Here is a 26,191-nt window from a genome sequence, read left to right as displayed (position 1 = left end):
CATGAAATGCGAAAGCAAATGTAGTAAAACTACACGGCGCCGGAGGACACCCCGGTAATCCAAGAATTCACGACGTCTGCCCATAAGGCCAGTCGCAACTTCAGGCAATCGATTCTGGTTGCCTTTCCGCCCTGGAGCAAGCCATGCAAGACCTCGATCCAATCGAAACCCAGGAATGGCTGGATGCCCTGGAGTCGGTCCTCGACAAAGAAGGCGAAGACCGCGCTCATTACCTGATGACCCGTATGGGCGAGCTGGCCACCCGTAGTGGCTCCCAGCTGCCGTATGCGATCACCACGCCATACCGCAACACCATCCCTGTCACCCACGAAGCACGCATGCCTGGCGACCTGTTCATGGAACGCCGCATTCGCTCGATGGTGCGTTGGAACGCTCTGGCCATGGTCATGCGTACCAACCTGAAAGACTCGGACCTGGGCGGACACATCTCCAGCTTCGCCTCCAGCGCCACCCTGTACGACATCGGCTTCAACTACTTCTTCCAGGCACCGACCGAAGAACACGGCGGCGACCTGATCTTCTTCCAGGGCCACGCCTCGCCAGGCGTCTACGCCCGTGCCTTCATGGAAGGCCGCATCAGCGAAGACCAGATGAACAACTTCCGTCAGGAAGTGGACGGCAACGGCCTGTCTTCGTACCCGCACCCATGGCTGATGCCTGACTTCTGGCAGTTCCCGACCGTATCGATGGGTCTGGGCCCGATCCAGGCCATCTACCAGGCACGCTTCATGAAGTACCTGGAAGCCCGCGGCTTCATCCCGGCCGGCAAGCAGAAGGTCTGGTGCTTCATGGGCGACGGCGAGTGCGACGAGCCGGAATCCCTGGGCGCAATCGCCCTGGCCGGCCGCGAGAAGCTGGACAACCTGATCTTCGTCATCAACTGCAACCTGCAGCGCCTCGACGGCCCGGTTCGCGGCAACGGCAAGATCATCCAGGAACTCGAAGGCGTGTTCCGTGGCGGTGGCTGGAACGTCAACAAGGTCGTCTGGGGCCGCTTCTGGGACCCACTGTTCGCCAAGGACACCAACGGTGCCCTGCAGCGCCGCATGGACGAAGTCATCGACGGCGAGTACCAGAACTACAAAGCCAAAGACGGCGCGTACGTTCGTGAGAACTTCTTCAACACCCCAGAGCTCAAGGCCATGGTCGAAGACCTGTCCGACGAAGAGATCTGGAAGCTCAACCGTGGCGGCCACGACCCGTACAAGGTCTACGCGGCGTACCACCAGGCGGTCAACCACAAGGACCAGCCTACCGTCATCCTGGCCAAGACCATCAAGGGTTACGGTACCGGTGCCGGCGAAGCCAAGAACACCGCACACAACACCAAGAAGGTCGACGTCGACAGCCTGCGTCACTTCCGTGACCGCTTCGACATCCCGGTCAAGGATGCCGACCTGGAGAACCTGCCGTTCTTCAAGCCGGAAGAAGGTTCTGCCGAAGCCAAGTACCTGGCCGAGCGCCGTGCTGCCCTGGGCGGTTTCGTGCCACAGCGCCGCGCCAAGAGCTTCAGCGTACCGACCCCGCCACTGGAAACGCTGAAAGCGATCCTGGACGGCTCGGGCGACCGCGAAATCTCCACCACCATGGCCTTCGTGCGTATTCTGGCGCAGCTGGTCAAGGACAAGGAAATCGGCCAGCGCATCGTCCCGATCATCCCGGACGAAGCCCGTACCTTCGGTATGGAAGGCATGTTCCGCCAGCTGGGCATCTACTCGTCGGTCGGCCAGCTCTACGAGCCAGTCGATAAAGACCAGGTGATGTTCTACCGCGAAGACAAGAAGGGCCAGATCCTCGAGGAAGGCATCAACGAAGCCGGCGCCATGTCGTCGTTCATCGCTGCTGGTACCTCGTACAGCTGCCACAACCAGCCGATGCTGCCGTTCTACATCTTCTACTCGATGTTCGGCTTCCAGCGCATTGGCGACCTGGCCTGGGCCGCTGGCGACAGCCGCACCCGTGGCTTCCTGATCGGCGGTACCGCCGGCCGTACCACCCTCAACGGTGAAGGCCTGCAGCACGAAGACGGTCACAGCCACATGATGGCGGGCACCATCCCGAACTGCCGCACCTACGATCCGACCTACGGCTACGAGCTGGCGGTGATCATCCAGGACGGCATGAAGAAGATGACCGAAGAGCAACAGGACATCTTCTACTACATCACCGTGATGAACGAATCCTACCAGCAGCCAGCCATGCCGGCCGGTGTCGAGGAAGGCATCATCAAGGGCATGTACCTGCTGGAAGAAGACACCCGCGAAGCCGCGCACCATGTACAGCTGATGGGCTCCGGCACCATCCTGCGCGAAGTCCGCGAAGCGGCGAAGATCCTGCGTGAAGAGTTCAACGTCGGTGCCGACGTGTGGAGCGTCACCAGCTTCAACGAACTGCGTCGCGACGGCCTGGCCGTGGAACGCGCAAACCGCCTGAAGCCTGGCCAGAAGCCACAGCAGACCTACGTCGAGCAGTGCCTGACCGGTCGCAAGGGCCCGGTCATCGCCTCCACCGACTACATGAAGCTGTTCGCCGAGCAGATTCGCCAGTGGGTGCCGAGCAAAGAATTCAAGGTCCTGGGTACCGACGGTTACGGTCGCAGCGACAGCCGCAAGAAGCTGCGTCACTTCTTCGAAGTCGACCGTCACTTCGTGGTGCTGGCTGCCCTGGAAGCCCTGGCTGACCGTGGCGAGATCGAACCCAAGGTTGTTGCAGACGCTATCGTCAAGTTCGGTATCGACCCGGACAAGCGCAACCCACTGGACTGCTGAGGAGTATTTTTAAGTGAGCGAACTCATTCGCGTACCTGACATCGGCAGCGGTGAAGGTGAAATCATCGAGCTGTTCGTCAAGGTCGGTGATCGTATCGAGGCTGACCAGAGCCTGCTGACCCTGGAGTCCGACAAGGCCTCCATGGAGATCCCGGCCCCGAAAGCCGGCGTCATCAAGGAACTGAAGGTCAAGCTGGGCGACCGCCTGAAAGAAGGCGACGAGCTGCTGGTTCTGGAAGCCGAGGGCGCCGCTGCTGCGGCCCCTGAGGCCCCGGCTGCCGCTCCGGCTCCAGCTGCTGCACCAGCGCCTGCCGCCGAAGCTGCCCCTGCGCCGGCAGCAGCGCCGGCTGCCGCCAGCGTGCAGGACATCCACGTACCGGACATCGGTTCGTCGGGCAAGGCCAAGATCATCGAAGTGCTGGTCAAGGTCGGCGACACCGTCGAAGCCGACCAGTCGCTGATTACCCTGGAGTCCGACAAGGCCTCCATGGAAATCCCGTCGCCGGCTGCCGGCGTGGTCGAAGAAGTCCTGTGCAAGCTGGAAGACGAAGTCGGCACTGGCGACCTGATCTTCAAGCTGAAAGTTGCAGGCGCTGCGCCGGCTGCCGCTCCGGCACCTGCCGCTGCTGCTGCCCCGGCCAAGGCTGAGGCTGCTCCGGCCGCCGCACCTGCCGCTGCAGCCCCGGCTGCTGCTCCTGCACCGGTTGCCACCGCACCGGCTGCCGGCAGCAATGCCAAGGTTCACGCCGGCCCGGCGGTTCGTCAGCTGGCTCGTGAATTCGGTGTCGACCTGGGCGCGGTTGCCGCGACCGGTCCGCACGGCCGCATCCTGAAAGAAGACGTGCAGGTCTACGTCAAGGCGATGATGCAGAAGGCCAAGGAAGCCCCGGCAGCCGCCGGTGCAACCGGTGGCGCCGGCATCCCGCCGATCCCTGCCGTGGACTTCAGCAAGTTCGGCGAAGTGGAAGAAGTGGCCCTGACCCGCCTGATGCAGGTCGGTGCTGCCAACCTGCACCGCAGCTGGCTGAACGTGCCGCACGTCACCCAGTTCGACTCCGCCGACATCACCGAGCTGGAAGCCTTCCGCGTTGCGCAGAAGGCCGTGGCCGAGAAGGCTGGCGTCAAGCTGACCGTGCTGCCACTGCTGCTCAAGGCCTGCGCCTTCCTGCTCAAGGAACTGCCGGACTTCAACAGCTCGCTGGCGCCAAGCGGCAAGGCCATCATCCGCAAGAAGTACGTGCACATCGGCTTCGCCGTGGACACTCCGGACGGCCTGCTGGTCCCTGTGATCAAGAACGTCGACCAGAAGAGCCTGCTGCAACTGGCTGCCGAAGCGGCTGCGCTGGCCGAAAAAGCCCGCACCAAGAAGCTGTCGGCCGACGAGATGCAAGGCGCCTGCTTCACCATCTCCAGCCTCGGCCACATTGGCGGCACCGGCTTCACGCCGATCGTCAACGCGCCGGAGGTGGCTATCCTGGGCGTCTCCAAGGCGACCATGCAGCCGGTCTGGGATGGCAAGGCCTTCCAGCCGAAGCTGATGCTGCCGCTGTCGCTGTCCTACGATCACCGTGTGATCAACGGCGCTGCCGCCGCACGCTTCACCAAGCGCCTGGGCGACGTGCTGGGCGATATCCGCACCATGCTGCTGTAAGGCAGCACACTGCCCCTCCTTGCGAGGGGCAGTACCCTTTCGAGCTGCCACGCTCGTACCTCAACCCCGTCGATTGGCGGGGCTTTTTTTTACCTGCCGATAGAGGTTTGGCGCCTGTGAAATCGAGCGCCCCCCGCGCGGCGCATCGCGAGCAAGCTCGCTCCTACATCTGTTTCTGGCCAATTTTTCCTGTGGGATTTGCGCGCGAACCCTTGGCGTATGGCTCGATATCGCGTCGTAGAAGCAAGGCGGTCGCGCGCGCCTGTCACAGGCATGACTGGCCCGAAACAGATGTAGGAGCGAGCTTGCTCGCGATGCGCCGCGCGGGCGGCGCTCGACCGCCCAGACGCCAAAAATCTCAAGGCGATCCAAGATTTGCCGATAACCCGTCCACAGCATCACGCATGGCTGCTTGCCAGCCCCCGGGACATGATGCAACCTTGCCAGATCCGCCGCCGCCCCAAAGCAGCGTCACCTCTTCAAGCGAGTCTTCGATGAAAAGCCAACCCGATGCCACCAGCCGTGTGGTGGCCGAGGTCGTCACGCAGTTACCCGTGCCCTCGCGGCTCGGCATGCTGCGTTTCGAAAGGCTCAACGAAGCCACCTGGTCCATGCTCTACCTCGACCCGGCCTGCGAGCGCCAGTTCGGCCTGCACGCCAGCGACCTGTGCGCCCTGGTAGACGCGCCCTATGCCAGCCTGATGGAGCCCGAGGCCCGCTACCGGCTGCACGACGAGATCCAGTTGCAACTGGCCCAGCGCGGCTACTACCGCGTGCGCTACACCCTGCACACGCCAGCTGCATCGCTACGCCTGCTGGAAGCTGGTGAAGCCTACAAGCAGCACAACCGCCACCTGTTACGCGGCTACCTGAGCGTGTTCGACGAGCAGCCCGAGGATACCGGCGAGGCCGGTGCCAGCGACCTGGAGTCGCGCAACAACCGCCTGCAACTGGCACTGCAACTGAACCAGCGCGCGCAGCAGGAACAATTCGAGCATCTGGAACGGGTACGCGGCCAGCAGGACCTGATCCTGCGCCTGGCCCGTCAGCGCTACAGCGCCGGTAACTCGCTGCGGGAAGCCGCCCAGCTGATTACCCGCAGCGCCTGCGAGATCTACAAGGTCGATATTGCCAGCATCTGGCACCTGGAAGACCAGCGCCTGGAGCCGATCACCGCCTGGTACCGGGAAGCGCAGGAGTACCGCCAGCCCGAAGCCATCGATGCCAGCCGCTTCCCCGACTACCTCGACGCGCTGCACGCCAGCCGCGCCATCGACGCTCACAATGCCGGCCACGACCCGCGCACCCGCGCCCTGGCACAAAGCCTGTACCCGGAAAACAAGGCGATGCTGGATGCCAGTATTCGCGTCGATGGTCAGGTAGTCGGCGTGCTGTGCCTGGAGCAGACCGGCCAGACACGGGCCTGGCAATCGGACGAAATCGCCTTTGCCGGCGAGCTGGCCGACCAGTTCGCCCAGGTCATCACCAACCACAACCGGCGCACCGCCGCCAGCGCCCTGCACCTGTTCCAGCGTGCCGTCGAGCAGAGCGCCAACGCCTTCCTGCTGGTCAACCGCGACGGCGTGGTGGAGTACGTCAACCCCAGCTTTACCGCCATCACCCAGTACAGCACCGAGGAAGTGCAAGGCCGCCACCTGGGCGAGCTGCCGGCGCTGGAAAACCTGAGCGAGCTGCTGTTCGACTCGCCGTCGAGCCTGGCCATGGGCAACAGCTGGCAGGGCGAGTTCAAGAGCCGGCGCAAGAACCTCGAGCCCTACTGGGGCCAGTTGTCGATTTCCAAGGTCTACGGCGACAACCGTGAGCTGACCCACTATATCGGCATCTACGAAGACGTCACCCAGACCAAGCTGGCCCAGCAGCGCATCGAGCGCCTGGCCTACACCGACAACCTGACCAACCTGGGCAACCGCCCGGCGTTCATCCGCAGCCTGGACGAGCGCTTTGCCCGCGATGGCGAGAACTCGATGTGCCTGCTGCTGGTGGACATCGACAACTTCAAGCGCATCAACGACAGCCTCGGCCACCAGACCGGCGACAAGCTGCTGATCAGCCTGGCCCGGCGCCTGCGCAACAGCTTGCACACCGGCGGTATCCTGGCGCGCTTTGCCAGTAACGAGTTCGCCGTGCTGCTCGACGACACCAGCCTGGAAGATGGCCAGGGCGTCGCCCAGCAATTGCTGCGCACCCTCGACAAGCCGATGTTCGTCGATAACCAGCTGATCAACGTCACCGCCTCGGTGGGCCTGGCCTGCGCGCCACTGCACGGCGCCGACCCGGCCAGCCTGATGAAGAACGCCGGCCTCGCGCTGCACAAGGCCAAGGCCAACGGCAAGCACCAGGTGCAGGTGTTTACCGAAGTGCTCAATGCCGAAGCCAGCTACAAGCTGTTCGTCGAGAACAACCTGCGTCGTGCCCTGACCCAGAACGAGCTGGAGGTGTTCTACCAGCCCAAGCTGTGCCTGCGTAGCGGCCGCCTGCTGGGGCTGGAAGCACTGCTGCGCTGGAACCACCCCGAGCGTGGCATGATCCGCCCGGACCAGTTCATCAGCGTGGCGGAAGAGACCGGCCTGATCATCCCCATCGGCAAATGGGTGGTACGCCAGTCGTGCCGCATGAGCCAGCAGCTGCGCGAGGCCGGCATGGGCAACCTGCATGTGGCCATCAACCTGTCGCCCAAGCAGTTCTCCGACCCGGACCTGGTGGCGTCGATCAGCACCATTCTCAAGGAAGAAGCCCTGCCCCCGCACTTGCTGGAGCTGGAACTGACTGAAGGCCTGCTGCTGGAGGCCACCGAAGATACCCACCGCCAGCTGGATGAGCTGAAGGACTTGGGCCTGACCCTGGCCATGGACGACTTCGGCACCGGTTATTCGTCGCTGAGCTACCTGAAGAAGTTTCCGATCGACATCCTCAAGATCGACCGCAGCTTCATCAATGAAATCCCGGACAACCAGGACGACATGGAAATCACCTCGGCGGTGGTGGCCATGGCCCACAACCTCAAGCTGAAAGTGGTGGCCGAGGGTATCGAGACGCCGGAGCAACTGGCGTTCCTGCGCCGGCACCGCTGTGACGTGGGCCAGGGCTACCTGTTCGACCGGCCGATCCCGGGGCGGGAGCTGGCCGAACGACTGAAGCGCTACCCGCGTGGTCCTGTGGCCTGACAGCCGCATAAACCTCGGGCACTATAGCGCTCATACGGGCCCCTTCGCGGGTAAACCCGCTCCCACAGGTACACCACAATATTCGAAATCTGTGCAGGACCTGTGGGAGCGGGTTTACCCGCGAATGCCCCAGCCCCCATCTCAAAGATCTACAGAGGAACGGCCATGGTCCTGCGTTCGGAAATCCTGGTGAACAAAAACGTCATGCCTACCGCGGAACAGGCCCTGCCTGGCCGCGAAACGCCAATGAGCCTGCCCGAGTTCCATTATGTCTTCAAAGACACGCCACTGCTCGGGCCCTTCTTCGAGGGCGCCATCGACTTCGCCATCTTCGGCCTGGGTTGTTTCTGGGGTGCCGAACGCCGCTTCTGGCAGCGTGAAGGCGTGGTCAGCACGGTGGTCGGCTACGCCGGCGGCTTCACCCCCCACCCCACCTACGAGGAAGTCTGCTCGGGCCTGACCGGCCATACCGAAGTGGTGCTGGTGGTATTCGACAAGGACAAGGTCAGCTACCGCGAGCTGCTGGCGATGTTCTGGGAACTGCACAACCCGACCCAGGGCATGCGCCAGGGCAACGACATCGGCACCCAGTACCGCTCGGCCATCTACTGCACCAGCCCTGAACAGCTGGAACAGGCCAAGGCCAGCCGCGACGCGTTCCAGGCTGAGCTGACCAAGGCCGGCTTCGGCGAGATCACCACCGAGATCGACCGGGCACCGACCGTATACTTCGCCGAGGCCTACCACCAGCAGTACCTGGCCAAGAACCCGGACGGCTACTGCGGCATCGGCGGTACCGGCGTGTGCCTGCCACCAAGCCTGCAGGGTAACTGACGCATGAGCACGATGACCCTGTTCCACTCGCCATTTTCACCATTCGTGCGCAAGGTGATGGTGGTGTTGCACGAGACCGGCCAGCTTGAGCGTGTGCAGCTGCAGCCGGTGAACATCAGCCCGATCAGCGGCGACCCGCAACTGAACCAGGACAACCCGATCGGCAAGATCCCGGCCCTGCGCCTGGCAGACGGCACGATACTGCACGACAGCCGGGTGATCTGCGAATACCTCGACCTGCAGCACGTCGGCCTGCCGCTGCTACCGCGCGAAGGCTCGGCGCGCTGGCGGCGCATGACCCTTGTGTCGCAGGCTGATGCGATCATGGATGCGGCGGTGTCATCGCGCTATGAAAGCTTCCTGCGGCCCGAGGAGAAACGCTGGGATGGCTGGTTGCAGGCGCAGGGCGACAAGATTCGCCGTAGCCTGGCCAACCTGGAGCAGGAGCATTTGCCCGAGTTGATGTCCGGGTTCGACCTTGCGGCGATTGGCGTGGCCTGCGCGCTGGGGTACCTGGATTTGCGTCAGCCGGAGTTCGGTTGGCGTGAGCGCCAGCCTGGGTTGGCGGCGTGGTATGCCGAGGTGGTCAAGCGGCCGTCGATGGTCGCTACCTCTCCAGTAGCCTGAAAGGCCGCCATCGCCGGCAAGCCAGCTCCCACAGATACGGCGCACAGCTTTAGACTTGCGCGATACCTGTGGGAGCGGGCTTGCCCGCGAAAGGGCCAGTAAAGCCAGCCGAAATCAGCAGTCAGGCTTGCCAGCGGTAAACTTCTTGGCCGGGTTGACCGCCGCCTTGAACTCGCGCAGCGCTTTGGAGCCCACCAGCAGCGGGTAGTTGAAGCTGCTGCGGTCCACCAGGTTGACCTCCACGGTGCGCTTCACGTCCCCCAGACACAGCTCCAGGTCGACCACCGGGCGTTTGGAGATTTCCGGTGCATCGCCTTCCTCCTCTTCATCGGCACGGCCCTTGATCTTGCTGATGCGCGAGACCTTGTGCTCGTAAACCTTGCCGTCCGAGTCCTTGGTCGCCAGGCGGAAGCGTACCCACTCGTCGCCATCGCGGGTAAACAGTTCGATGTCCTTGGCCGACAGCGACGCGGTGAAGGCACCGGTGTCCATCTTAGCTTTCAGGGTTTCGCCCAGTTCGGGCAGGGCAATGTTCTCGTAACGGCCGTAGATAGTGGGTTCGGCGGCCATCACCGGCAGCGCCAGCAACGACAACAGGGCAAGCAGAGGTTTCACAGGCAGGCTTCCTTGAGAAAGGTCAGTGCTTAGACTGCACTGGCAGGATAGGTTCGCTGTCACAAGCCTAACCAACATAATGTGAAACATTTGTCCCTGCCGAAGGGCATTGGAAATTTGGCGAAGGCCACGGCCCTGCTTATCATTGCCAACCGTTTATCTCCCACAACAAGAGTCTCTTTATGCGTCGCCTGCTGACCGGCATCCTCACAACTACCCTGCTGCTGCTCAACACCTTGGTGTTGATCTGCCCGCTGCTGGTCTTCGCCCTGCTCAAACTGGTGCTGCCGGGGCGTGGGCGTGACTATGCCTCGTGGGCGGTGATGTGGGTGGCCGAGACCTGGTCGGAGATCGACAAAGCCATCTTTGCCTTTTGCATCCCTACCCAGTGGGATATCCGCGGCGTCGAGAACCTGCGCAAGGACACTTCGTACCTGGCCGTCAGCAACCACCAGACCTGGGTCGATATTCCGGCACTCATCGAGAGCCTCAACCGCCGTACACCGTTCTTCAAGTTCTTCCTGAAGAAGGAGCTGATCTGGGTGCCGCTGCTGGGCCTGGCCTGGTGGGGGCTGGATTACCCGTTCATGAAGCGCTACAGCAAGGCCTTCCTGGAGAAGCACCCGGAGCTGAAGGGCAAGGACCTGGAAATCACCAAGGCGGCTTGTGAACTGTTCAAGCGTCAGCCGGTGACTGTGGTGAACTACCTGGAAGGCACGCGGTTTACCGAAGCCAAGCGTCAGCAGCAGCAGTCGCCGTATCGCTACCTGCTCAAGCCCAAGGCTGGTGGCGTGGCGTTCGTGCTGGCGGCTTTGGGGGAGCAGCTGGATGCCTTGCTGGACGTGACCATCGTGTACCCCGGCAACAAGGCACCGGGGTTCTGGGACTTGCTCAATGGCACCATCAACCGGGTGATTATCGACATTCGCGTACGGGAGCTTGACCCGGTGCTGTGGTCGGGGGATTACGAGAATGATCCCGAGTTCCGCCAGACCGTGCAGGCCTGGGTGAACCAGTTGTGGGTGGAGAAGGACCAGCGGATCGAGCAGCTGCGGGTGGAGATGGGCTGAGATCTTTACTGCCTGTACTGGCCTCTTCGCGGGTAAACCCGCTCCCACAGGTACTGCGCAGCACTCAATACCTGTGGGTCCCCTGTGGGAGCGGGTTTACCCGCGAAGAGGCCGGAACAGGCACTGCAAGAATCCGATTAGAACCCAGGCTAATAATCAGCATAAGGATTACTTTTTTGTCATCCCCCACCTAAGTGGATAAAAATCGACCAAAGCACAACTACAAAAATGCTCTGGATCGAACGATGGCCAACCCACCCAGCTCCACCCCCGCCCAGCTCCGCCGTGTCCTCGGGCTGCCTGCCCTGGTGTTCTTCGGCCTGGTGTACATGGTCCCGCTGACCATCTTCACCACTTACGGCATCGTCACCGAACTCACCGGTGGCCGCACTGCCGGCGCCTATATCGTGACGCTGGTGGCCATGCTGTTCACCGCCACCTCCTACAGCTTCATGGTCAAGCGCTTCCCGGTCGCGGGCTCCGCGTACTCCTACACCAACATGGCCTTCGGCCCGAACATCGGCTTCCTGGCCGGTTGGTCGCTGCTGCTGGATTACCTGTTCCTGCCGATGATCAACTACCTGCTGATCGGCCTGTTCCTCAACATTGCCTTTCCGGCCATCCCCGCGTGGTCGATCGCGCTGGCCTCGATTGCCCTGGTCACGGTGCTCAACGTGGTCGGCATTCACTCGGTGGCCAAGACCAGCAACCTGATCGTTGGCGCGCAGATCATCTTCATCGTGGTGTTCGTCGCCCTGTCCTGCCAGTCTCTGGCTGGCCAGCCGCTCGACCTGCTGTCGCCGCTGCTGGGCGACGGTTCGCAGCCGGGCTTTGGCGCCCTGATGGCAGGGGCTGCAGTGCTGTGCCTGTCGTTCCTCGGCTTCGATGCTGTCTCGACCTTGGCTGAAGAATGCCGCGATGCCCGCCGCGATGTGCCACGCGCCATCATCCTCACCACCCTGTTCGCCGGCTTGCTGTTCACCGTGCTGGCCTACGTCAGCCAGCTGGTGCTGCCGGGCACCACCTTTGCCAATGCCGACGCGGCGGCCAACGAAGTGATGTTCAAGGCGGGCGGGCAGTTCCTGGCCAACTTCTTCACAGCTGCGTATGTCGCTGGCAGCCTGGGCTCGGCGCTGGCCTCGCAGGCGGCGGTGTCGCGTATTCTGTTCACCATGGGGCGCGACAAGGTGCTGCCGCAACGCACTTTCGGCTACCTGTCACCGCGTTTTGGCACGCCGGTGTTCGCCATTTTGCTGGTTTCGGCGTTCTCGTTACTGGCACTGGTAATCGACCTGGCGACCCTTGCCTCGCTGATCAGCTTTGGTGCGCTGGTCGCGTTTTCGGCGGTGAACCTGGCGGTGGTTAAGACCCATCTGGTGGACGATGCCTCGCAGCGCAGCCTCAAAGGGCTGGTGAGCTATGGCCTGGTGCCGCTGGTAGGGTTGGCGCTGACCTTGTGGCTGTGGACCAGCCTGTCGGCGCTGACGTTGGTCATTGGCCTGTGCTGGTTTGCGCTGGGCCTGGCGTACCTGGCTGTGCTGACCGCCGGCTTCCGTCGCCCAGTGCGGTTGGTGGACTTCACCGAAGCTACATGACCTGAAAATTGCGCTGGCTGTGCTGGCCCCATCGCCGGCTTGCCGGCGATGAGGCCGGTACTGGTGTTAGAAAATGATCAGACCGAAGGTTGGGTCAATGGCGCCGGGGTAGTCCACAAGCTGCCCAGGTTCTGCAACAACGCCCCGGCAATCCCTTGCTGCCCCAGGTACTGCAGCAGCAACGGCGCAAACTGCCCGATCATCCCGGTATCCATCCCCAGCGCCTTGAACGCATTGTCCAGGTCGCTGCGGTTTTCCACATTGCTGCCCAGCGCATTGTTCAAGGCCGACTGGCTCCCGCTGTTCTTGCCCAGCAACTCACCCAGGCCACTCAAGCCACCCAGTGCATTGGCCCCCGCAAGCAGGTCCAGCCCCGGCACCGCCTTGGTCAATTGCCCATAGTCATCGCTGCTCAGGTTATTGCGCGCCAGCCCCAACATCGCCCCTGCCCCGCCAATGGCCTGTTCGGGGGTGATATTCAATTGGCTGCCCAAGGTATTGAGCAAATTGGCCTGCGCCTCGGGCGCCTGCACCTGGCCTTGCTGTTGCTGGTTCTGCATGGCAGACACGGCGTTGGCGGCGTCGCTGAGGTTGAAGGCGAACACCGGGCTTGCGGCCAGGGTCATCAGGGTTGCCAGGGTGAATGCTTTCATCGGGAGGGACCTCGTGGGCCGGGATGGCCGGGGAAACGAGACATCTGACTGACGTTTTGCAGGTTTGTTCCTACCATACGTTACCTAGCAGAACTGCTAGTTGATGCCAATTGCGAGGAGACTCAGAGTGAGTCGTTACTACGACCTTTCTCAGGTGGCGAATCATGACGAACCAAGCGAAAAACAGCATCAGATCGAATGACGCACTCTTGCAGGTGAAGAGCCGTTCAGTGAACCACCGCGCCATGTATTTTTATCAGAACAATTACCTCTCTGCCCAGCTATCGGAGCAGGGTCATCGCTGTGTGCTATGGGCAAAAGAAACACCGATCACTCAGCTTGGAGAAGAACAGACAGCCAAGATATTAAAAGTTGACCAGGCAAGCTCTGTACTCGGCCTGCCATTTGATATGGCGACATATTCGCCTTATGGCTTCTTGGAATCAAAAAAAAATGCAGCGCTTATTGCATTCAATGGACAATGCCTAGATTTGTCGTCGCACGCATACGTGCTGGGCAGTGGGCATAGGCTTTTCAGCCCTGTACGCATGCGCTTTAACAGCCCCGACAGGCTTAGCCCGTTCGATAGGGGAGGTCTTAGTGCTTATGCCTATTGTGAAAATGACCCAATCAATTTTACTGACCCTTCGGGCCACTCCAAACTTATTCGCGGGGTCCCACGCGCCATCAGTTCTCGAAGCAGAACTCAGAATTACATAAAAGACATACACCCCACAAAGCTATACAGAGAAGCATCGAACTTAGATATCGATGCCTACGAATTAGCACACGATATAGCAATAGACACCAAGAGATTGGCCAGATACCGAAAAGATCTGCCAAACTTAGAACAGGCTGCGAATGAAGCGAAAAGCAAAAACGTCCATTATGTTGCAGACCCTCATGAGTGGGCTGATGCAAGACGCGTCAAGGCCATGAACAACCAGCTGGATCGAGCGGTTGAAGAGGCGAATGGCCAATTACTAGCTGCACAAAATCATGTAAAATACTTATCAGGAGAAATAGCCGCAAGAGAAAAAAAACTTCGTCACACCGTGGCTCATTTTCAAAGCGAGCTCAAGAAAATTAGAAATTTCGTGAGTTTGGGACTTTGAGCGATTCACATTAGAAACAGTATTCAGGTAATTAGATCCTCTAAAAAGCCCCTCACTCGAGGGGCTTCTCCTAGGCTCTGTACGAAAAGAGATGTCGCAAACACACATGGAACAAGCTAGTGAGACCATGACGGCATAGCTTTTCGCGAGCTTGTCGAAGCGTGTCACGATGCGGCGTTTCTCTTTCAGCCAGCCAAACATGCGCTCGATGATGTTGCGCTGTCGGTACTTAGGCCGATCAAACAGTCTGGGTAAACCAGGCTTGGGTTTGCGCTTCATCGAGCGCATCGGGATGACGGGCTGCATTCGATATTGGTCGCAGTAGCAGCGTAGCGCTTCGGCGTCGTAACCCTTGTCAGCAAGCAACCATTTGCAGCGTTTACGCGGGCGGCCAGGTTGGCTTGATGGAATGCTGACGTCGTCCAGCAATGGCTGGGCATAGCTGATGTCACTGGCTTGACCGCCAGAGAGGAGGAAGCGCAACGGTGTCCCGTTGGCATCGCAGAGCATATGGATTTTGGTTGTCAGGCCACCTCGACTGCGACCTAGGCCGTGATCGGCAGGCTCATCAGCCCCCTTTTTTCCGAGCGCCAGATGAGGCTCGGGTTGCGCGCACGGCGGTTGAGTCGATCATCCAGGTTTGCAGATCGATCAAGCCTTGCTCATTCAATTTCAGGTGCAAGCGTTTGAGCATCTGATCGAATGTCCCCTGATTTCGCCAGCCGCGAAACCGTTGATACACCTTTGACCATGGGCCGAAGCGCTCCGGCATATCTCGCCATGCAGCACCCGAGCAGAGCACCCAGAGCACGCCATCGAGCATCAGACAATCGCTCAGGCGCGGTCGCCCTCGACCATGAGTTTCGATGAAGAGATCGGCGACCACACCCCAGGCCTCATCCGAGAGTTCGTAACGCTTTGCCATCACAGAATTCCTTTCCGTAGATGGCCGGGAACCCTACAGAATTTCAGCTTCCGAAGGGCGCCGATTGGGTTTCTTAGGATTTCGTACAGAGCCTAGTAAAACTGCTAGTTGCTGTCGTTAGCAAGGATGCGCAGAGTTAGCCTTCAAGCACTCTCGGAGATAGTATGTCATGGCTACCAATTCAAGATGCATAAACGGGCAGGCTCCGTCCGAGCCCATGAGGAGGTTGAAAAGGATAGTCAATGGTGGAGCCCTTCATTTTTACAAAAATAATCACATGACAACTGAGATATCTGCCCAAGGCACTCGTCATGTGCTGTGGGCACAAGACATACCAGTAGTTCAAGGCGACCAGAGGACATCGGTCAAGATTCTAAAAAGCGATCGCACCAATTCCATTCTCGGCACACCTACGGAGTCAATGGCTTATTCACCTTACGGATATCTGGATAGCAACAAGGTGACAACGCTACTTGCGTTCAATGGTCAATGGTTTGACCACATAACTAAAGGGTATCCACTAGGCAACGGATACAGAGCGTTGAGTACAACCTTGCATCGCTTTCTTAGCCCGGACTCTCTCAGCCCTTTTGGCACAGGCGGACTAAATTCATACATTTACTGTTTGGGAGACCCGGTCAACTATCATGATCCTTCTGGCCACGTCCCACATTTTATACGCAGCCTTGCAAAAGGCGTAGCAAATAGACTGCATATTAGAACGCCCTCAGCCAGACGGACACAAGGCTCTCCACAGTTGGCAGAAGCACGAGCCGACATAGCTTCTCTTTCGCAGAGCCACAGCTCAGAGCCAATTGGAATCCAACTAACGCCTGTAAGCACACCTCGCTCATCTTTCAATGTATTTGACTCGCCTCCGAGGCCAGCTCCGAGAAATAGTCCTAATAGCGCAGACCTTCCGTCATACGCTGAAATTTATGAAGGTAGACTACCCAGTTTTAACACTGCGATAGCGCGCATGCGGTCTCGTTCATCAAGCGAATCCACTACAAGCTCCCAACATTCACTCGACATCGAGCTAACACCAGAACAAATACAGGAGCGTGTCCGCGAAGCAGCACGCCTTACACTCTTACAAGGTCTTGGCCGCCGCATGATAAGCACGCGACAATCGATTTAAAAACAGGCCATGGCGTTTCAAAAGTCATGATAGATAATCGTAAATTCCAGCTATCAGATTGTACGCTTCACCTGTAGAACTGCTTGATGTGTGAGTTGTACATCTCGGCTTGACCGAGATTTCCATTCCCTTGAAGACACCATCCTCCAGGCCACGGAGTACACCCAGTGCGCCCAGGCGGTGGCGCAGCAGGCGATTGGGCTGCAGCCTAAGTCACCGGTTGCGATGCTGATGATGGCTTCGGTGCATGAACTGGAAGCGCTGCGGGAGCTGCTTGAGGCTGTGTTGGTGCAGGTACAGATGCCGGCCGAGACACGGGTGATGCACTGAGGCTTGATTGGCGTGTTGCCTGTTCGGGCCTCTTCGCGGGCTCGCCCGCTCCCACAGGTACTGCGCCGTACCTGAGGGCAGTACCTGTGGGAGCGGGCAAACCCGCGAATATGTCTGGACAGGCACAGCCATTCTCAAGGGAATAGAACAATGACAACAGACGAAAGAGAACCCAACACCACCGTCGGCAAGACCATGTTTTATCAGGGGGAGAACAAGACCCACGCGCTGTTCTGTATCGCCCCTGGTATTCCTTGCCTGGATGCCCGTGACCAGGCTTCGGAGCTGATGGGGTATGTGCGGGATATGACCATTGACGGACTGATTGACAACAAGCCGCAGTTGCTTTGGGCTTCGCATTATCTGAGCGCGTTGGCCAAGACGCTGAAGGATGATGCTGAGTTGGGGATGATTCGCTAAGAGATGGGGTGGCAGGGTTGGCCCATCGCCGGCAAGCCAGCTCCCACAGGTACGGCGTCAGGCTTGAGGTTTGTAACTCTCCTGTGAGACCCGAACTGCCATAAAAGAGCCCCTCGATACGAGGGGCTCTTGTCAAACGACGGTTGTTACGCCGCCCCCCACATCTTGTGCGGGTCGATCACAAACTTCTTCGGCACACCCGCATCAAACTCGCCATACCCTTCCGGCGCCTGATCCAGGTTGATCACCTGCACTCCCACCACTTCGGCAATGTTGATCCGATCCCACATGATCGCCTGCATCAGTTGGCGGTTGTACTTCATGGTCGGGGTCTGGCCAGTGTGGAAGCTGTGCGACTTGGCCCAGCCCAGGCCGAAGCGGATGCTCAGCGCGCCGATCTTGGCGGCAGCATCCACCGCGCCCGGGTCTTCGGTCACGTACAGGCCCGGGATACCGATGTTGCCGGCAACGCGGGTAACCTGCATCAGAGAGTTCAGCACGGTGGCCGGCGCTTCATGCTTGGCCCCTTCGTGGCCATGGCCGCGGGCCTCGAAGCCTACGGCGTCGATGGCGCAATCCACTTCCGGCTCGCCGAGGATGTCGACGATCTGCTCATGCAGCGGGGTGTCCTTGGACAGGTCGACCACTTCGAAGCCCTGGGACTTGGCGTGGGCCAGGCGGGCCTGGTTGAGGTCGCCAACGATCACGCAGGCAGCGCCCAGCAGGCGCGCCGAAGCAGCGGCGGCCAGGCCAACCGGGCCGGCACCGGCGACGTAGACGGTGCTGCCCGGGCCGACACCGGCAGTCACGGCACCGTGGTAGCCGGTCGGCAGGATGTCGGACAGGCAGGTCAGGTCACGGATCTTCTCCATGGCCTTGTCGCGCTCAGGCAGTTTCAGCAGGTTGAAGTCGGCGTACGGCACCAGCACGTATTCGGCCTGGCCACCGGTCCAGTCGCCCATGTCGACGTAGCCGTAGGCACCGCCGGCGCGGGCCGGGTTGACGGTGAGGCAGACACCGGTGTGCATCTCTTTGCAGGAGCGGCAACGGCCACAAGCGACGTTGAAGGGTACCGAGACCAGGTCGCCGATCTGCATGCGCTCGACATCGCGGCCTTTTTCGACGATTTCACCGGTGATTTCGTGGCCCAGGACCAGGCCGACCTGGGCAGTGGTGCGGCCGCGGACCATGTGCTGGTCGGAGCCGCAGATGTTGGTGGAGACCACCTTCAGGATCACGCCGTGCTCGATCTTCTTGCCGCGTGGGTCCTGCATTTTCGGGTAGTCGATCTTCTGCACCTCGACCTTGCCGGCGCCGAGATATACCACTCCACGATTGCCAGACATGCTCTTACCTCGCTTGATTTATATTTATGCAGCGGTGGTTGAACGCGCCGCCATCCGTGGGCGGCATGTGTTTCTGGAATGAGGGGAATTGTGGGCCTGATGGGGCGGGATGCACTGACTGGGAGCGACAGGGAGATGCCTTTTAGCGGCAAGGGAAAAATGGTGGGGCCATTCGCGGGCACGCCCGCTCCCACAGGTATTGCGTAACCTTCAGGACGGTCACTTTACCTGTGGGAGCGGGCGCGCCCGCGAAGAGGCCGGAACAGGCGCTAGAGAACGACCGTCCGGTTGGCGTTGAGGAACACCCGCCGCTCGATGTGATACCCCACCGCTCGCGCCAAGGTCAGGCATTCGATGTCCCGCCCTTTGGCAATCAGATCTTCGGGGTAATGGCTGTGGTCCACCACCTCGACACCCTGGGCAATGATCGGCCCTTCGTCGAGGTCGTTGTTGATGTAGTGCGCCGTGGCACCGACCATCTTCACGCCCTTGTTGTACGCCTGGTGGTACGGCTTGGCGCCCTTGAACCCTGGTAGCAACGAGTGGTGAATGTTGATCGCCCAGCCATCCAGGCGCCGGCACAACTCGGGCGACAGCACCTGCATGTAACGCGCAAGAATCACCAGCTCGGCGCCGGTTTCCTCGATCACCTGCAGTACCTTGCGCTCTTGCCCAGCCTTGTCCTTGGGGTCGAGGGCGAAGTGGTAGTAAGGGATCTTGTGCCAGTGCGCCAGGGGCTCCAGATCAGGGTGGTTGGACACCACCGCGACCACGTCCATGGCCAACTGACCGATGCGCTGGCGATACAGCAGGTCGTTCAGGCAGTGGTCGGCCTTGGACACCATGATCACCACCTTGGGCCGGTGATTCGGTGCAGTCAGCTCGAACGCCATGCCGAACGCATCGCTGCGCTCGGCGAGGCCGGCACGGAAGCCTGCCTCGTCGAAATCGTCCGGCTGGCGGAACTCCACGCGAATGAAGAAACGCCCCGACAGCCGGTCATCGAAGGAGTGGTGCTCCGTCACGTAGCAGCGCTGCTCGAAGAGGTAACGCGTCACCACGTCGACGGTGCCGAGCATGCTCGGGCAGTCGGCGGTGAGAATCCAGGTATCCGGTGCCCGACTCATGTTCGCTCTCCTTAAGCCTCGATGCTCAGGCCGTACTCGGCCGAAGCGTCCTGCAGCCACAGCCACCAGTAGTCGGCGAAGCTGCGGCGAATCACCAGCTCCCAGGTGTCTTCGGCGGTACGGCGGATCACCAGTTGCGACTTGGCGAACACGGTGCCGACAGCCTTGCCCACCGGGAAGTTGTTCGGGTGAACATCATAGCTGGTGGACTTCATCAGCACTTCGCGCACGTTCGGGCCGCGCAGCTCCAGCAGGCTCTGCCCGCCGCTGACATTGACCACCTGGATGTGCTGGCCTTCGAGGGCCGCGCGCAGCTTCTGCTCGACGGCAAACTCCTGGCCCCCCGGGACGATCAGCAGCCACTCGTCCGGCCCCATCCATTGCAGCGACATTTCGTTGTTGGCGACCACGGTCAGGGCCACTGGCAGCTCCAGGCCCAGGGCCTTGTGCACGCCGGCGGCAAATTCCGGGTCGTGGCCGTCGCCACGGAGGGTCAGGTGGCCGAGGAACTTGCGTTCACGCAGGGTCACGCCTGCGTTCTTGCGGCCTTTGCCAACCAGGCTGGCCAGGTCGGCGTGGTGCAGTGGCGACTGGGCCTTGGCCTCGGCGCCGGGGTTTTGCTGGAAGACGTTGATAGCGCTCATTTCTTACCTGCCTTGAATTCTGTTGATCGCGAAGACCTGAGGTAGAACCTGTAGTCACAGACTGAGGAGACCCAGTGTGGGAGCGGGTTTAACCGCGAAGAGGGCGGTGAATTCACCATCGCATTCGCGGGTGAACCCGCTCCCACAGAGGTCGCATTCCAATCAGAGCTACCGGTGAAGCCTCAAACGTTCTGCCGCTCACCCTTCGGATCGAAGAACACCGAAGACACGATCTCCGCCTCGATCACGCTGCCATCCGCCTGTGGCGAGTACACGCGCTCGCCCATGCGCTTGAGGCCGCCCTTGACCACACCCATGGCGAACGAGTAGCCCAGGGAGTTGGACGCGTAGCTGGAGGTGACGTGGCCAACCATGTCCATCGGGATCGGCTGTTTCGGGTCGAACACCAGCTGGGCGCCTTCCGGCAGCCACTTGGTCGGGTCGACCGGCTTCAGGCCCACCAGCTGCTTGCGGTTTTCGCGCACGCAGTCTTCGCGGTTCATGCCACGCAGGCCGATCCACGAATACGGCTTGTTGCGGCCCACGCACCAGCTCATGTTCAGGTCATCCGGGGTCATCGAGCCGTCGGTGTCCTGGCCAACGATGATGAAGCCCTTCTCGGCACGCAGTACGTGCATGGTCTCGGTGCCGTACGGGGTCAGGTTGTACTTCTTGCCTGCCTCGATGATCTGTTCCAGCACGCCCATGGCGTAGTTGGCCTGTACGTTGACTTCGTACGACAGCTCGCCGGTGAACGAGATTCGGAACACCCGGGCCGGTACGCCGCCGACGTTGCCTTCTTTCCAGGTCATGAACGGGAAGGCTTCCTTGTCCATGTCGATGTCGGTCAGCTCGCTGAGCAGCTTGCGGCTGTTCGGGCCGGACAGGGTCATGGTGGCCCAGTGGTCGGTGACCGAGGTGAAGTACACCTTCAGTTCCGGCCATTCGGTCTGGTGGTACAGCTCCATCCACTGCAGCACGCGGGCGGCGCCACCAGTGGTGGTGGTCATGATGAAGTGGTTGTCGCCGACGCAGGCGGTTACGCCGTCGTCGAAGACCATGCCGTCTTCCTTGCACATCAGGCCATAGCGGGCCTTGCCCACGTCGAGCTTGGTCCAGGCGTTGGTGTAGATGCGGTTGAGGAACTCACGCGCATCCGGGCCCTGGATGTCGATCTTGCCCAGGGTCGAGGCGTCCAGCAGGCCCACGCTGTCGCGCACGGCCTTGCATTCACGGGCCACGGCGGCGTGGATGTCTTCACCGGCTTTCGGGAAGTACCATGGGCGCTTCCACTGGCCGACATCTTCGAACTCGGCGCCGTTCTTCACGTGCCAGGCATGCAGGGCGGTGAAGCGTACGGGCTCGAACAGGTGACCACAGTGACGGCCCGCTACCGCGCCGAAGGTAACCGGCGTGTAGTTGGGACGGAACATGGTGGTGCCCATTTCCGGGATGGTGATGCCGATCGAACGGGCGGCAATGGCCAGGCCGTTGATGTTGCCCAGTTTGCCCTGGTCGGTACCGAAGCCCAGCGCGGTGTAGCGTTTCACGTGCTCGACCGACTCGAAGCCTTCGCGGGTGGCCAGTTCGATGGCGGCTGCGGTGACGTCGTTCTGCTGGTCAACGAACTGCTTGGGTGCACGGGCAGTGCCTTTGTCGTGCGGCACCTGGAACAGCGCCACAGTAGCCTCTTCCTTGCGTGCAACGGTTTTCGGCAGGCTGCCAACGGTGGCCTTGAAGCCTGCTTCGGTGGCTGCGCGAACGCCGCCTTCGAAGCCATCGGCGATCACGTCGCCCAGGGCGTAGACGCCGTTGATGCCACCCACGCATTCGCGTTTCTGCGGAGCATCGCCCGGCACGAAGCCGAGGATGTCTTCACGCCATACCGGGCGACCGCCCAGGTGCGAAGCCAGGTGCACGATCGGGCTGTAACCGCCGGAGGTGGCGATCAGGTCGCACTCGAGGGTTTCGCCAGGGCTGGTGACCTTGTGTGCCTGCACGTCGATGGCGGCCACACGGGCGCCGGTAACATGCTTGCTGCCCTTGGCCTCGATCACGGCGCTGGAGGTGAGGATGCGGATGCCTTTGGCACGCGCTTCTTCAACCAGCGAGCCACGCGGGTTGTGACGGGCGTCGGCGATGGCGACTACTTGCAGGCCGGCGTCGTGCCAGTCCAGCGCGGCGCGGTAGGCGTGGTCGTTATTGGTCGACAGCACCAGCTTGCGGCCCGGGGCCACGCCGTAACGGCGTACGTAGGTGGAAACGGCGCCAGCCAGCATGTTGCCCGGCACGTCGTTGTTGCCATACACCAGCGGGCGCTCGTGAGCGCCGGCAGCCAGCACTACGCGCTTGGCACGCACGCGGTGCACGCGGTGGCGAACCTGGCCGATCGGGGCGCGGTCGCCGAGGTGGTCGGTGAGGCGCTCGTGGATGGTCAGGAAGTTATGGTCGTGGTAGCCGTTGACCGTGGCACGTGGCAGCAGGGTCACTTCCGGCAGGCTTTCCAGCTCCTTGACCACGGCGTTGACCCAATCGGTAGCAGGCTTGCCGTCGAGGGTTTCGCGGGTGTCGAGCAGGCTGCCGCCGAACTCTTCCTGCTCGTCAGCCAGGATCACGCGGGCACCGCTGCGGGCAGCGGCCAGTGCGGCGGCCAGGCCAGCAGGGCCGGCGCCGACGATCAGCACGTCGCAGTGCTGGTTCATGTAGTCGTAGCTGTCCGGGTCGTTCTGCAGCGGCGCGCGGCCAAGGCCGGCGGCTTTGCGGATGTACTTCTCGTAAGTCATCCAGAACGATTTCGGGTACATGAAGGTTTTGTAGTAGAAGCCCGGCGGCATCATGCTGCCGCCCACCTTGCCAAGGATGCCCATGACGTCGTTGTTGACGTTCGGCCAGCCGTTGGTGCTGGTGGCTACCAGACCTGCGTACAGCGCCTGCTGGGTGGCACGCACGTTGGGGATCTGGGTGGCTTCGCTGGAGCCGATCTGCAGGATGGCGTTCGGCTCTTCGGTACCGGCGGCGATGATGCCGCGTGGACGCGAATACTTGAAGCTGCGGCCGACGATGTCGACGCCGTTGGCCAGCAACGCGGCGGCCAGGCTGTCACCGGCATAACCCTGGTAGGTCTTGCCGTTGAAGCTGAAGTTCAGGACCTTGCTGCGGTCGATACGGCCGCCGCTGGCGAGGCGATAGGTCTGGCTCATACTTTTTCCCCTTGGCCTTTGACGGTCGACGCAGCGCTGCTTTGCTTGCCGCTGGCGGTCACTTGCGGCTTCTCGCCAATCTTGTAGGTTTCCAGAATTTCGTAGGTCACGGTGTCACGGGTGACGTTGAAGTACTGGCGGCAGCCGGCAACGTGGTCCCACAGTTCGTGGTGAATACCGCGTGGGTTGTCACGGTAGAACATGTAGGTACCCCACTCCTCGTCGGAGCAGGCGTTAGGGTCCAGCGGGCGGGCGATGTGCGCCTGGCCAGAGGCGTGGAACTCTTCTTCGGAGCGCAGCTCGCCGCAGTGGGGACAGAAAATATGCAACATGACGGTGTCTCCGGTTAGTGGGCGACGGCGGCAGCGCCGTGTTCGTCGATCAGTGCGCCGCTGTAGAAACGGTCCATGGAGAACGGCGCGGCCAGTGGGTGCATTTCGCCCTTGGCCAGGCTCGCGGCGAAGACGTTGCCCGAACCCGGGGTCGCCTTGAAGCCGCCAGTACCCCAACCGCAGTTGAAGAACATGTTCTTGACCGGGGTCTTGGTGATGATCGGGCAGGCGTCCGGCGAGGTATCGACGATACCGCCCCACTGACGGTTCATGCGCACGCGCGAGAGGTTGGGGAACATCTCGACGATGGCCTGCAGGGTGTGCTCGATCACCGGGTACGAACCGCGCTGGCCGTAGCCAACCCAGCCGTCGATACCGGCACCGATCACCAGGTCGCCCTTGTCGGACTGGCTGATGTAGCCGTGTACGGCGTTGGACATGATCACGCTGTCGATGATCGGCTTGATCGGTTCGGATACCAGTGCTTGCAGCGGGTGCGACTCCAGCGGCAGGCGGAAGCCGGCCAGCCTGGCCATGTGCCCGGAGTTACCGGCAGTGACCACGCCGACGCGCTTGGCGCCGATGAAGCCTTTGTTGGTTTCCACGCCAATGACCGCGCCGTTTTCCTTGCGGAAACCGATCACTTCGGTCTGCTGGATCAGGTCCACGCCCAAGGCGTCGGCGGCACGGGCGAAGCCCCAGGCCACGGCGTCGTGACGGGCCACGCCGCCACGGCGCTGCACGGTGGCACCGAGGATCGGATAGCGGGTGTTCTTCGAGCAGTCCAGGTACGGGATCTCGGCCGCGACCTGGGCAGTGTTGAGCAGCTCGCCGTCCACGCCGTTCAGGCGGTTGGCGCTGACGCGGCGCTCGGAGTCACGCATGTCCTGCAGGGTGTGGCACAGGTTGTACACGCCGCGCTGGGAGAACATCACGTTGTAGTTGAGGTCCTGGGACAGGCCCTCCCACAGCTTCATGGCGTGCTCGTACAGGTGCGCCGACTCATCCCACAGGTAGTTGGAACGCACGATGGTGGTGTTACGGGCGGTGTTGCCGCCGCCCAGGTAGCCCTTCTCGATCACGGCAACGTTGGTGATGCCGTGTTCTTTGGCCAGGTAGTAGGCCGTGGCCAGGCCATGGCCGCCACCGCCGACGATAACCACGTCGTAGACCTTTTTAGGGGTTGGCGTGCGCCACATGCGCTGCCAGTTCTCGTGGTGGCTGAGGGAGTGCTTGAAAAGGCCGAAGCCCGAGTAACGTTGCATGGTGTGTGGCTCCACTCAGCGGTAAACAGGGAAATCTGCGCACAGGGCCGCGACGTTCTTCGCCACATCGGCTTCGACGTCTGCGTCACCGAGGTTGTCGAGGATGTCGCAGATCCAGCCGGCCAGGGCTACACATTGCGCGACCTTGAAGCCACGGGTGGTGACGGCCGGGGTGCCGATGCGCAGGCCCGAGGTGACGAACGGCGACTGCGGGTCGTTCGGCACGGCGTTCTTGTTGACGGTGATGTGCGCGCGGCCCAGGGCTGCGTCGGCATCCTTACCGGTCAGGCCCTGGCGAATCAGGCTGACCAGGAACAGGTGGTTGTCGGTACCGCCGGAGACCACGTCATAGCCACGGTCGATGAACACCTGGGCCATGGCCTGGGCGTTTTCGATGACTTGCTTCTGGTAGCTCTTGAACTCAGGTTCCAGCGCTTCCTTGAAGCACACGGCCTTGGCGGCGATCACGTGCATCAGTGGGCCACCCTGGGCGCCCGGGAATACGGCGGCGTTGAGCTTCTTCTCGATCTCTTCGTTGGCCTTGGCCAGGATCAGGCCACCACGCGGACCGCGCAGGGTCTTGTGGGTGGTGGTGGTGACTACGTCGGCGAACGGGATCGGGTTCGGGTACAGGCCAGCGGCAACCAGGCCGGCTACGTGGGCCATGTCGACGAACAGCAGCGCACCGACCTTGTCGGCGATGGCGCGGAAGCGCGGGAAGTCGAGGGTCTTGGAGTAGGCCGAGAAGCCGGCAACGATCATTTTCGGCTTGTGCTCGACAGCCAGGCGCTCGACTTCGTCGTAGTCGATCAGGCCGGTGGTGGTGTCGATGCCGTATTGCACAGCGTTGTACAGCTTGCCCGAGGACGACACCTTGGCGCCGTGGGTCAGGTGGCCGCCGTGGGCCAGGCTCATGCCGAGGATGGTGTCACCGGCCTGCAGCAGGGCCAGGTAGACGGCACCGTTGGCCGAGGAGCCGGAGTGCGGCTGGACGTTGGCGTAGTCGGCACCGAACAGCTGCTTGGCGCGTTCGATGGCCAGGGCTTCCACCTTGTCCACGTGCTCGCAGCCACCGTAGTAGCGCTTGCCCGGGTAGCCTTCGGCGTACTTGTTGGTCAGGCCGCTGCCTTGGGCCTGCATCACGCGCTTGGAGGTGTAGTTTTCCGAGGCGATCAGCTCGATGTGGTCTTCCTGGCGCTGTTCTTCGGCATTCATCGCCGCCAGCAGTGCATCGTCGTAACCCTGGATCTGGTCTTGCTTGCTGAACATCGTGTATCTCCCGGCAGCGATCGTTTTTTGTCGTGGGGCACTGCGGCCCTTTGTGGCG

Annotated in this window: 20 protein-coding genes and 1 pseudogene; 11 read left to right on the top strand and 10 right to left on the bottom strand. The window is 61.4% G+C overall.

Annotated features, from left to right (window positions below; translation table 11 throughout):
- The first annotated feature begins 143 nt into the window (after positions 1 to 143).
- The 5 genes from aceE (at position 144) to ACIQYU_RS21460 (ending at position 9,086) form a co-directional block, all read left to right on the top strand.
- Positions 144 to 2,789 carry a pyruvate dehydrogenase (acetyl-transferring), homodimeric type gene (gene aceE / locus ACIQYU_RS21480; RefSeq protein ID WP_207833928.1) on the top strand — a complete coding sequence of 882 codons (2,646 nt, stop codon included), beginning with the start codon at positions 144 to 146 and terminating at the stop codon, positions 2,787 to 2,789.
- 13 nt (positions 2,790 to 2,802) lie between these two features.
- A complete protein-coding gene (gene aceF / locus ACIQYU_RS21475; protein ID WP_284382512.1) occupies positions 2,803 to 4,440 on the top strand; it encodes a dihydrolipoyllysine-residue acetyltransferase in 1,638 nt (545 codons plus the stop codon).
- Between the two features lie 494 nt (positions 4,441 to 4,934).
- Positions 4,935 to 7,625: a bifunctional diguanylate cyclase/phosphodiesterase gene (locus tag ACIQYU_RS21470; RefSeq protein ID WP_233694681.1), complete on the top strand. Its 2,691-nt coding sequence runs from the start codon at positions 4,935 to 4,937 to the stop codon at positions 7,623 to 7,625.
- Positions 7,626 to 7,790: 165 nt separating this feature from the next.
- Positions 7,791 to 8,459, top strand: coding sequence for a peptide-methionine (S)-S-oxide reductase MsrA (gene msrA, locus ACIQYU_RS21465; protein ID WP_402802080.1), 669 nt, complete (start codon positions 7,791 to 7,793; stop codon positions 8,457 to 8,459).
- A gap of 3 nt (positions 8,460 to 8,462) precedes the next feature.
- On the top strand, positions 8,463 to 9,086 hold the full coding sequence (locus ACIQYU_RS21460; protein ID WP_402802077.1) for a glutathione S-transferase: 624 nt from the start codon (positions 8,463 to 8,465) through the stop codon (positions 9,084 to 9,086).
- Positions 9,087 to 9,200: 114 nt separating this feature from the next.
- Here ACIQYU_RS21460 and ACIQYU_RS21455 read toward each other — a convergent pair whose 3' ends face one another.
- The gene (locus ACIQYU_RS21455) at positions 9,201 to 9,701 is read right to left on the bottom strand and encodes an ATP-dependent zinc protease (RefSeq protein ID WP_003257529.1); all 501 of its coding nucleotides are present in this window, start codon (positions 9,699 to 9,701) and stop codon (positions 9,201 to 9,203) included.
- Positions 9,702 to 9,883: 182 nt separating this feature from the next.
- Here ACIQYU_RS21455 and ACIQYU_RS21450 point away from each other — a divergent pair, with 182 nt between their 5' ends.
- Together ACIQYU_RS21450 and ACIQYU_RS21445 are read left to right on the top strand one after the other, a co-directional pair.
- Complete coding sequence (locus ACIQYU_RS21450) at positions 9,884 to 10,771, top strand: acyltransferase (RefSeq protein WP_402802073.1); 888 nt, start codon at positions 9,884 to 9,886, stop codon at positions 10,769 to 10,771.
- 245 nt (positions 10,772 to 11,016) lie between these two features.
- Positions 11,017 to 12,366: an APC family permease gene (locus ACIQYU_RS21445; RefSeq protein WP_343582586.1), complete on the top strand. Its 1,350-nt coding sequence runs from the start codon at positions 11,017 to 11,019 to the stop codon at positions 12,364 to 12,366.
- Between the two features lie 77 nt (positions 12,367 to 12,443).
- Here the strand turns inward: ACIQYU_RS21445 and ACIQYU_RS21440 are convergent, their stop codons facing one another.
- Positions 12,444 to 13,019 (bottom strand): DUF2780 domain-containing protein, encoded by a 576-nt coding sequence (locus tag ACIQYU_RS21440; protein WP_207837976.1) that lies wholly within the window; start codon positions 13,017 to 13,019, stop codon positions 12,444 to 12,446.
- A 164-nt stretch (positions 13,020 to 13,183) separates the two neighbouring features.
- Between ACIQYU_RS21440 and ACIQYU_RS21435 the strand changes: the two genes are divergently transcribed.
- Positions 13,184 to 14,134 carry an RHS repeat-associated core domain-containing protein gene (locus ACIQYU_RS21435; protein WP_402802068.1) on the top strand — a complete coding sequence of 317 codons (951 nt, stop codon included), beginning with the start codon at positions 13,184 to 13,186 and terminating at the stop codon, positions 14,132 to 14,134.
- 70 nt (positions 14,135 to 14,204) lie between these two features.
- Here ACIQYU_RS21435 and ACIQYU_RS21430 read toward each other — a convergent pair.
- Positions 14,205 to 15,059: pseudogene (locus ACIQYU_RS21430) on the bottom strand (IS5 family transposase).
- A 169-nt stretch (positions 15,060 to 15,228) separates the two neighbouring features.
- Between ACIQYU_RS21430 and ACIQYU_RS21425 the strand changes: the two are divergent.
- From ACIQYU_RS21425 to ACIQYU_RS21415, 3 genes are all read left to right on the top strand, one after another.
- Positions 15,229 to 16,200: an RHS repeat-associated core domain-containing protein gene (locus tag ACIQYU_RS21425; RefSeq protein WP_402802065.1), complete on the top strand. Its 972-nt coding sequence runs from the start codon at positions 15,229 to 15,231 to the stop codon at positions 16,198 to 16,200.
- 90 nt (positions 16,201 to 16,290) lie between these two features.
- Positions 16,291 to 16,530: a hypothetical protein gene (locus ACIQYU_RS21420; RefSeq protein ID WP_402802062.1), complete on the top strand. Its 240-nt coding sequence runs from the start codon at positions 16,291 to 16,293 to the stop codon at positions 16,528 to 16,530.
- A gap of 150 nt (positions 16,531 to 16,680) precedes the next feature.
- Complete coding sequence (locus ACIQYU_RS21415; RefSeq protein WP_402802059.1) at positions 16,681 to 16,950, top strand: DUF3077 domain-containing protein; 270 nt, start codon at positions 16,681 to 16,683, stop codon at positions 16,948 to 16,950.
- Positions 16,951 to 17,096: 146 nt separating this feature from the next.
- Here ACIQYU_RS21415 and fdhA read toward each other — a convergent pair whose 3' ends face one another.
- From fdhA to ACIQYU_RS21380, 7 genes are all read right to left on the bottom strand, one after another.
- Positions 17,097 to 18,296 (bottom strand): formaldehyde dehydrogenase, glutathione-independent, encoded by a 1,200-nt coding sequence (fdhA, locus tag ACIQYU_RS21410; RefSeq protein ID WP_039613198.1) that lies wholly within the window; start codon positions 18,294 to 18,296, stop codon positions 17,097 to 17,099.
- Positions 18,297 to 18,565: 269 nt separating this feature from the next.
- Positions 18,566 to 19,423, bottom strand: coding sequence for a formyltetrahydrofolate deformylase (gene purU / locus ACIQYU_RS21405; RefSeq protein ID WP_207837974.1), 858 nt, complete (start codon positions 19,421 to 19,423; stop codon positions 18,566 to 18,568).
- Positions 19,424 to 19,434: 11 nt separating this feature from the next.
- A complete protein-coding gene (locus tag ACIQYU_RS21400; protein WP_015268660.1) occupies positions 19,435 to 20,067 on the bottom strand; it encodes a sarcosine oxidase subunit gamma in 633 nt (210 codons plus the stop codon).
- A 182-nt stretch (positions 20,068 to 20,249) separates the two neighbouring features.
- Positions 20,250 to 23,267, bottom strand: coding sequence for a sarcosine oxidase subunit alpha (locus ACIQYU_RS21395; protein WP_063914519.1), 3,018 nt, complete (start codon positions 23,265 to 23,267; stop codon positions 20,250 to 20,252).
- On the bottom strand, positions 23,264 to 23,599 hold the full coding sequence (locus ACIQYU_RS21390; RefSeq protein WP_039613194.1) for a sarcosine oxidase subunit delta: 336 nt from the start codon (positions 23,597 to 23,599) through the stop codon (positions 23,264 to 23,266). Before ACIQYU_RS21390 ends, ACIQYU_RS21395 begins: the two co-directional genes overlap by 4 nt.
- A 14-nt stretch (positions 23,600 to 23,613) precedes the next feature.
- A complete protein-coding gene (locus ACIQYU_RS21385) occupies positions 23,614 to 24,864 on the bottom strand; it encodes a sarcosine oxidase subunit beta family protein (protein ID WP_063914518.1) in 1,251 nt (416 codons plus the stop codon).
- 15 nt (positions 24,865 to 24,879) lie between these two features.
- Entirely contained in the window at positions 24,880 to 26,133 is a 1,254-nt protein-coding gene (locus tag ACIQYU_RS21380) for a serine hydroxymethyltransferase (RefSeq protein ID WP_207837971.1), read from the bottom strand.
- Positions 26,134 to 26,191: the final 58 nt, after the last annotated feature.

Origin of the sequence: Pseudomonas sp. NPDC096925, from assembly GCF_044762545.1 — a bacterium.
Taxonomy (GTDB): domain Bacteria; phylum Pseudomonadota; class Gammaproteobacteria; order Pseudomonadales; family Pseudomonadaceae; genus Aquipseudomonas.
Note: the sequence above shows the minus strand (reverse complement) of the source record. Positions and strands in the feature narration are given on the sequence as shown.

What these genes read in the sequence shown, in the direction of transcription:
- ACIQYU_RS21380 (WP_207837971.1), bottom strand. Translation starts at nt 26,133, where the DNA reads ATGTTCAGCAAGCAAGACCAGATCCAGGGTTACGACGATGCACTGCTG.
- purU (WP_207837974.1), bottom strand. Translation starts at nt 19,423, where the DNA reads ATGAGTCGGGCACCGGATACCTGGATTCTCACCGCCGACTGCCCGAGC.
- aceE (WP_207833928.1), top strand. Translation starts at nt 144, where the DNA reads ATGCAAGACCTCGATCCAATCGAAACCCAGGAATGGCTGGATGCCCTG.
- ACIQYU_RS21385 (WP_063914518.1), bottom strand. Translation starts at nt 24,864, where the DNA reads ATGCAACGTTACTCGGGCTTCGGCCTTTTCAAGCACTCCCTCAGCCAC.
- ACIQYU_RS21460 (WP_402802077.1), top strand. Translation starts at nt 8,463, where the DNA reads ATGAGCACGATGACCCTGTTCCACTCGCCATTTTCACCATTCGTGCGC.
- ACIQYU_RS21450 (WP_402802073.1), top strand. Translation starts at nt 9,884, where the DNA reads ATGCGTCGCCTGCTGACCGGCATCCTCACAACTACCCTGCTGCTGCTC.
- ACIQYU_RS21440 (WP_207837976.1), bottom strand. Translation starts at nt 13,019, where the DNA reads ATGAAAGCATTCACCCTGGCAACCCTGATGACCCTGGCCGCAAGCCCG.
- ACIQYU_RS21400 (WP_015268660.1), bottom strand. Translation starts at nt 20,067, where the DNA reads ATGAGCGCTATCAACGTCTTCCAGCAAAACCCCGGCGCCGAGGCCAAG.
- fdhA (WP_039613198.1), bottom strand. Translation starts at nt 18,296, where the DNA reads ATGTCTGGCAATCGTGGAGTGGTATATCTCGGCGCCGGCAAGGTCGAG.
- ACIQYU_RS21395 (WP_063914519.1), bottom strand. Translation starts at nt 23,267, where the DNA reads ATGAGCCAGACCTATCGCCTCGCCAGCGGCGGCCGTATCGACCGCAGC.
- ACIQYU_RS21445 (WP_343582586.1), top strand. Translation starts at nt 11,017, where the DNA reads ATGGCCAACCCACCCAGCTCCACCCCCGCCCAGCTCCGCCGTGTCCTC.
- ACIQYU_RS21415 (WP_402802059.1), top strand. Translation starts at nt 16,681, where the DNA reads ATGACAACAGACGAAAGAGAACCCAACACCACCGTCGGCAAGACCATG.
- ACIQYU_RS21390 (WP_039613194.1), bottom strand. Translation starts at nt 23,599, where the DNA reads ATGTTGCATATTTTCTGTCCCCACTGCGGCGAGCTGCGCTCCGAAGAA.
- msrA (WP_402802080.1), top strand. Translation starts at nt 7,791, where the DNA reads ATGGTCCTGCGTTCGGAAATCCTGGTGAACAAAAACGTCATGCCTACC.
- ACIQYU_RS21470 (WP_233694681.1), top strand. Translation starts at nt 4,935, where the DNA reads ATGAAAAGCCAACCCGATGCCACCAGCCGTGTGGTGGCCGAGGTCGTC.
- ACIQYU_RS21435 (WP_402802068.1), top strand. Translation starts at nt 13,184, where the DNA reads ATGACGAACCAAGCGAAAAACAGCATCAGATCGAATGACGCACTCTTG.
- ACIQYU_RS21425 (WP_402802065.1), top strand. Translation starts at nt 15,229, where the DNA reads ATGGCTACCAATTCAAGATGCATAAACGGGCAGGCTCCGTCCGAGCCC.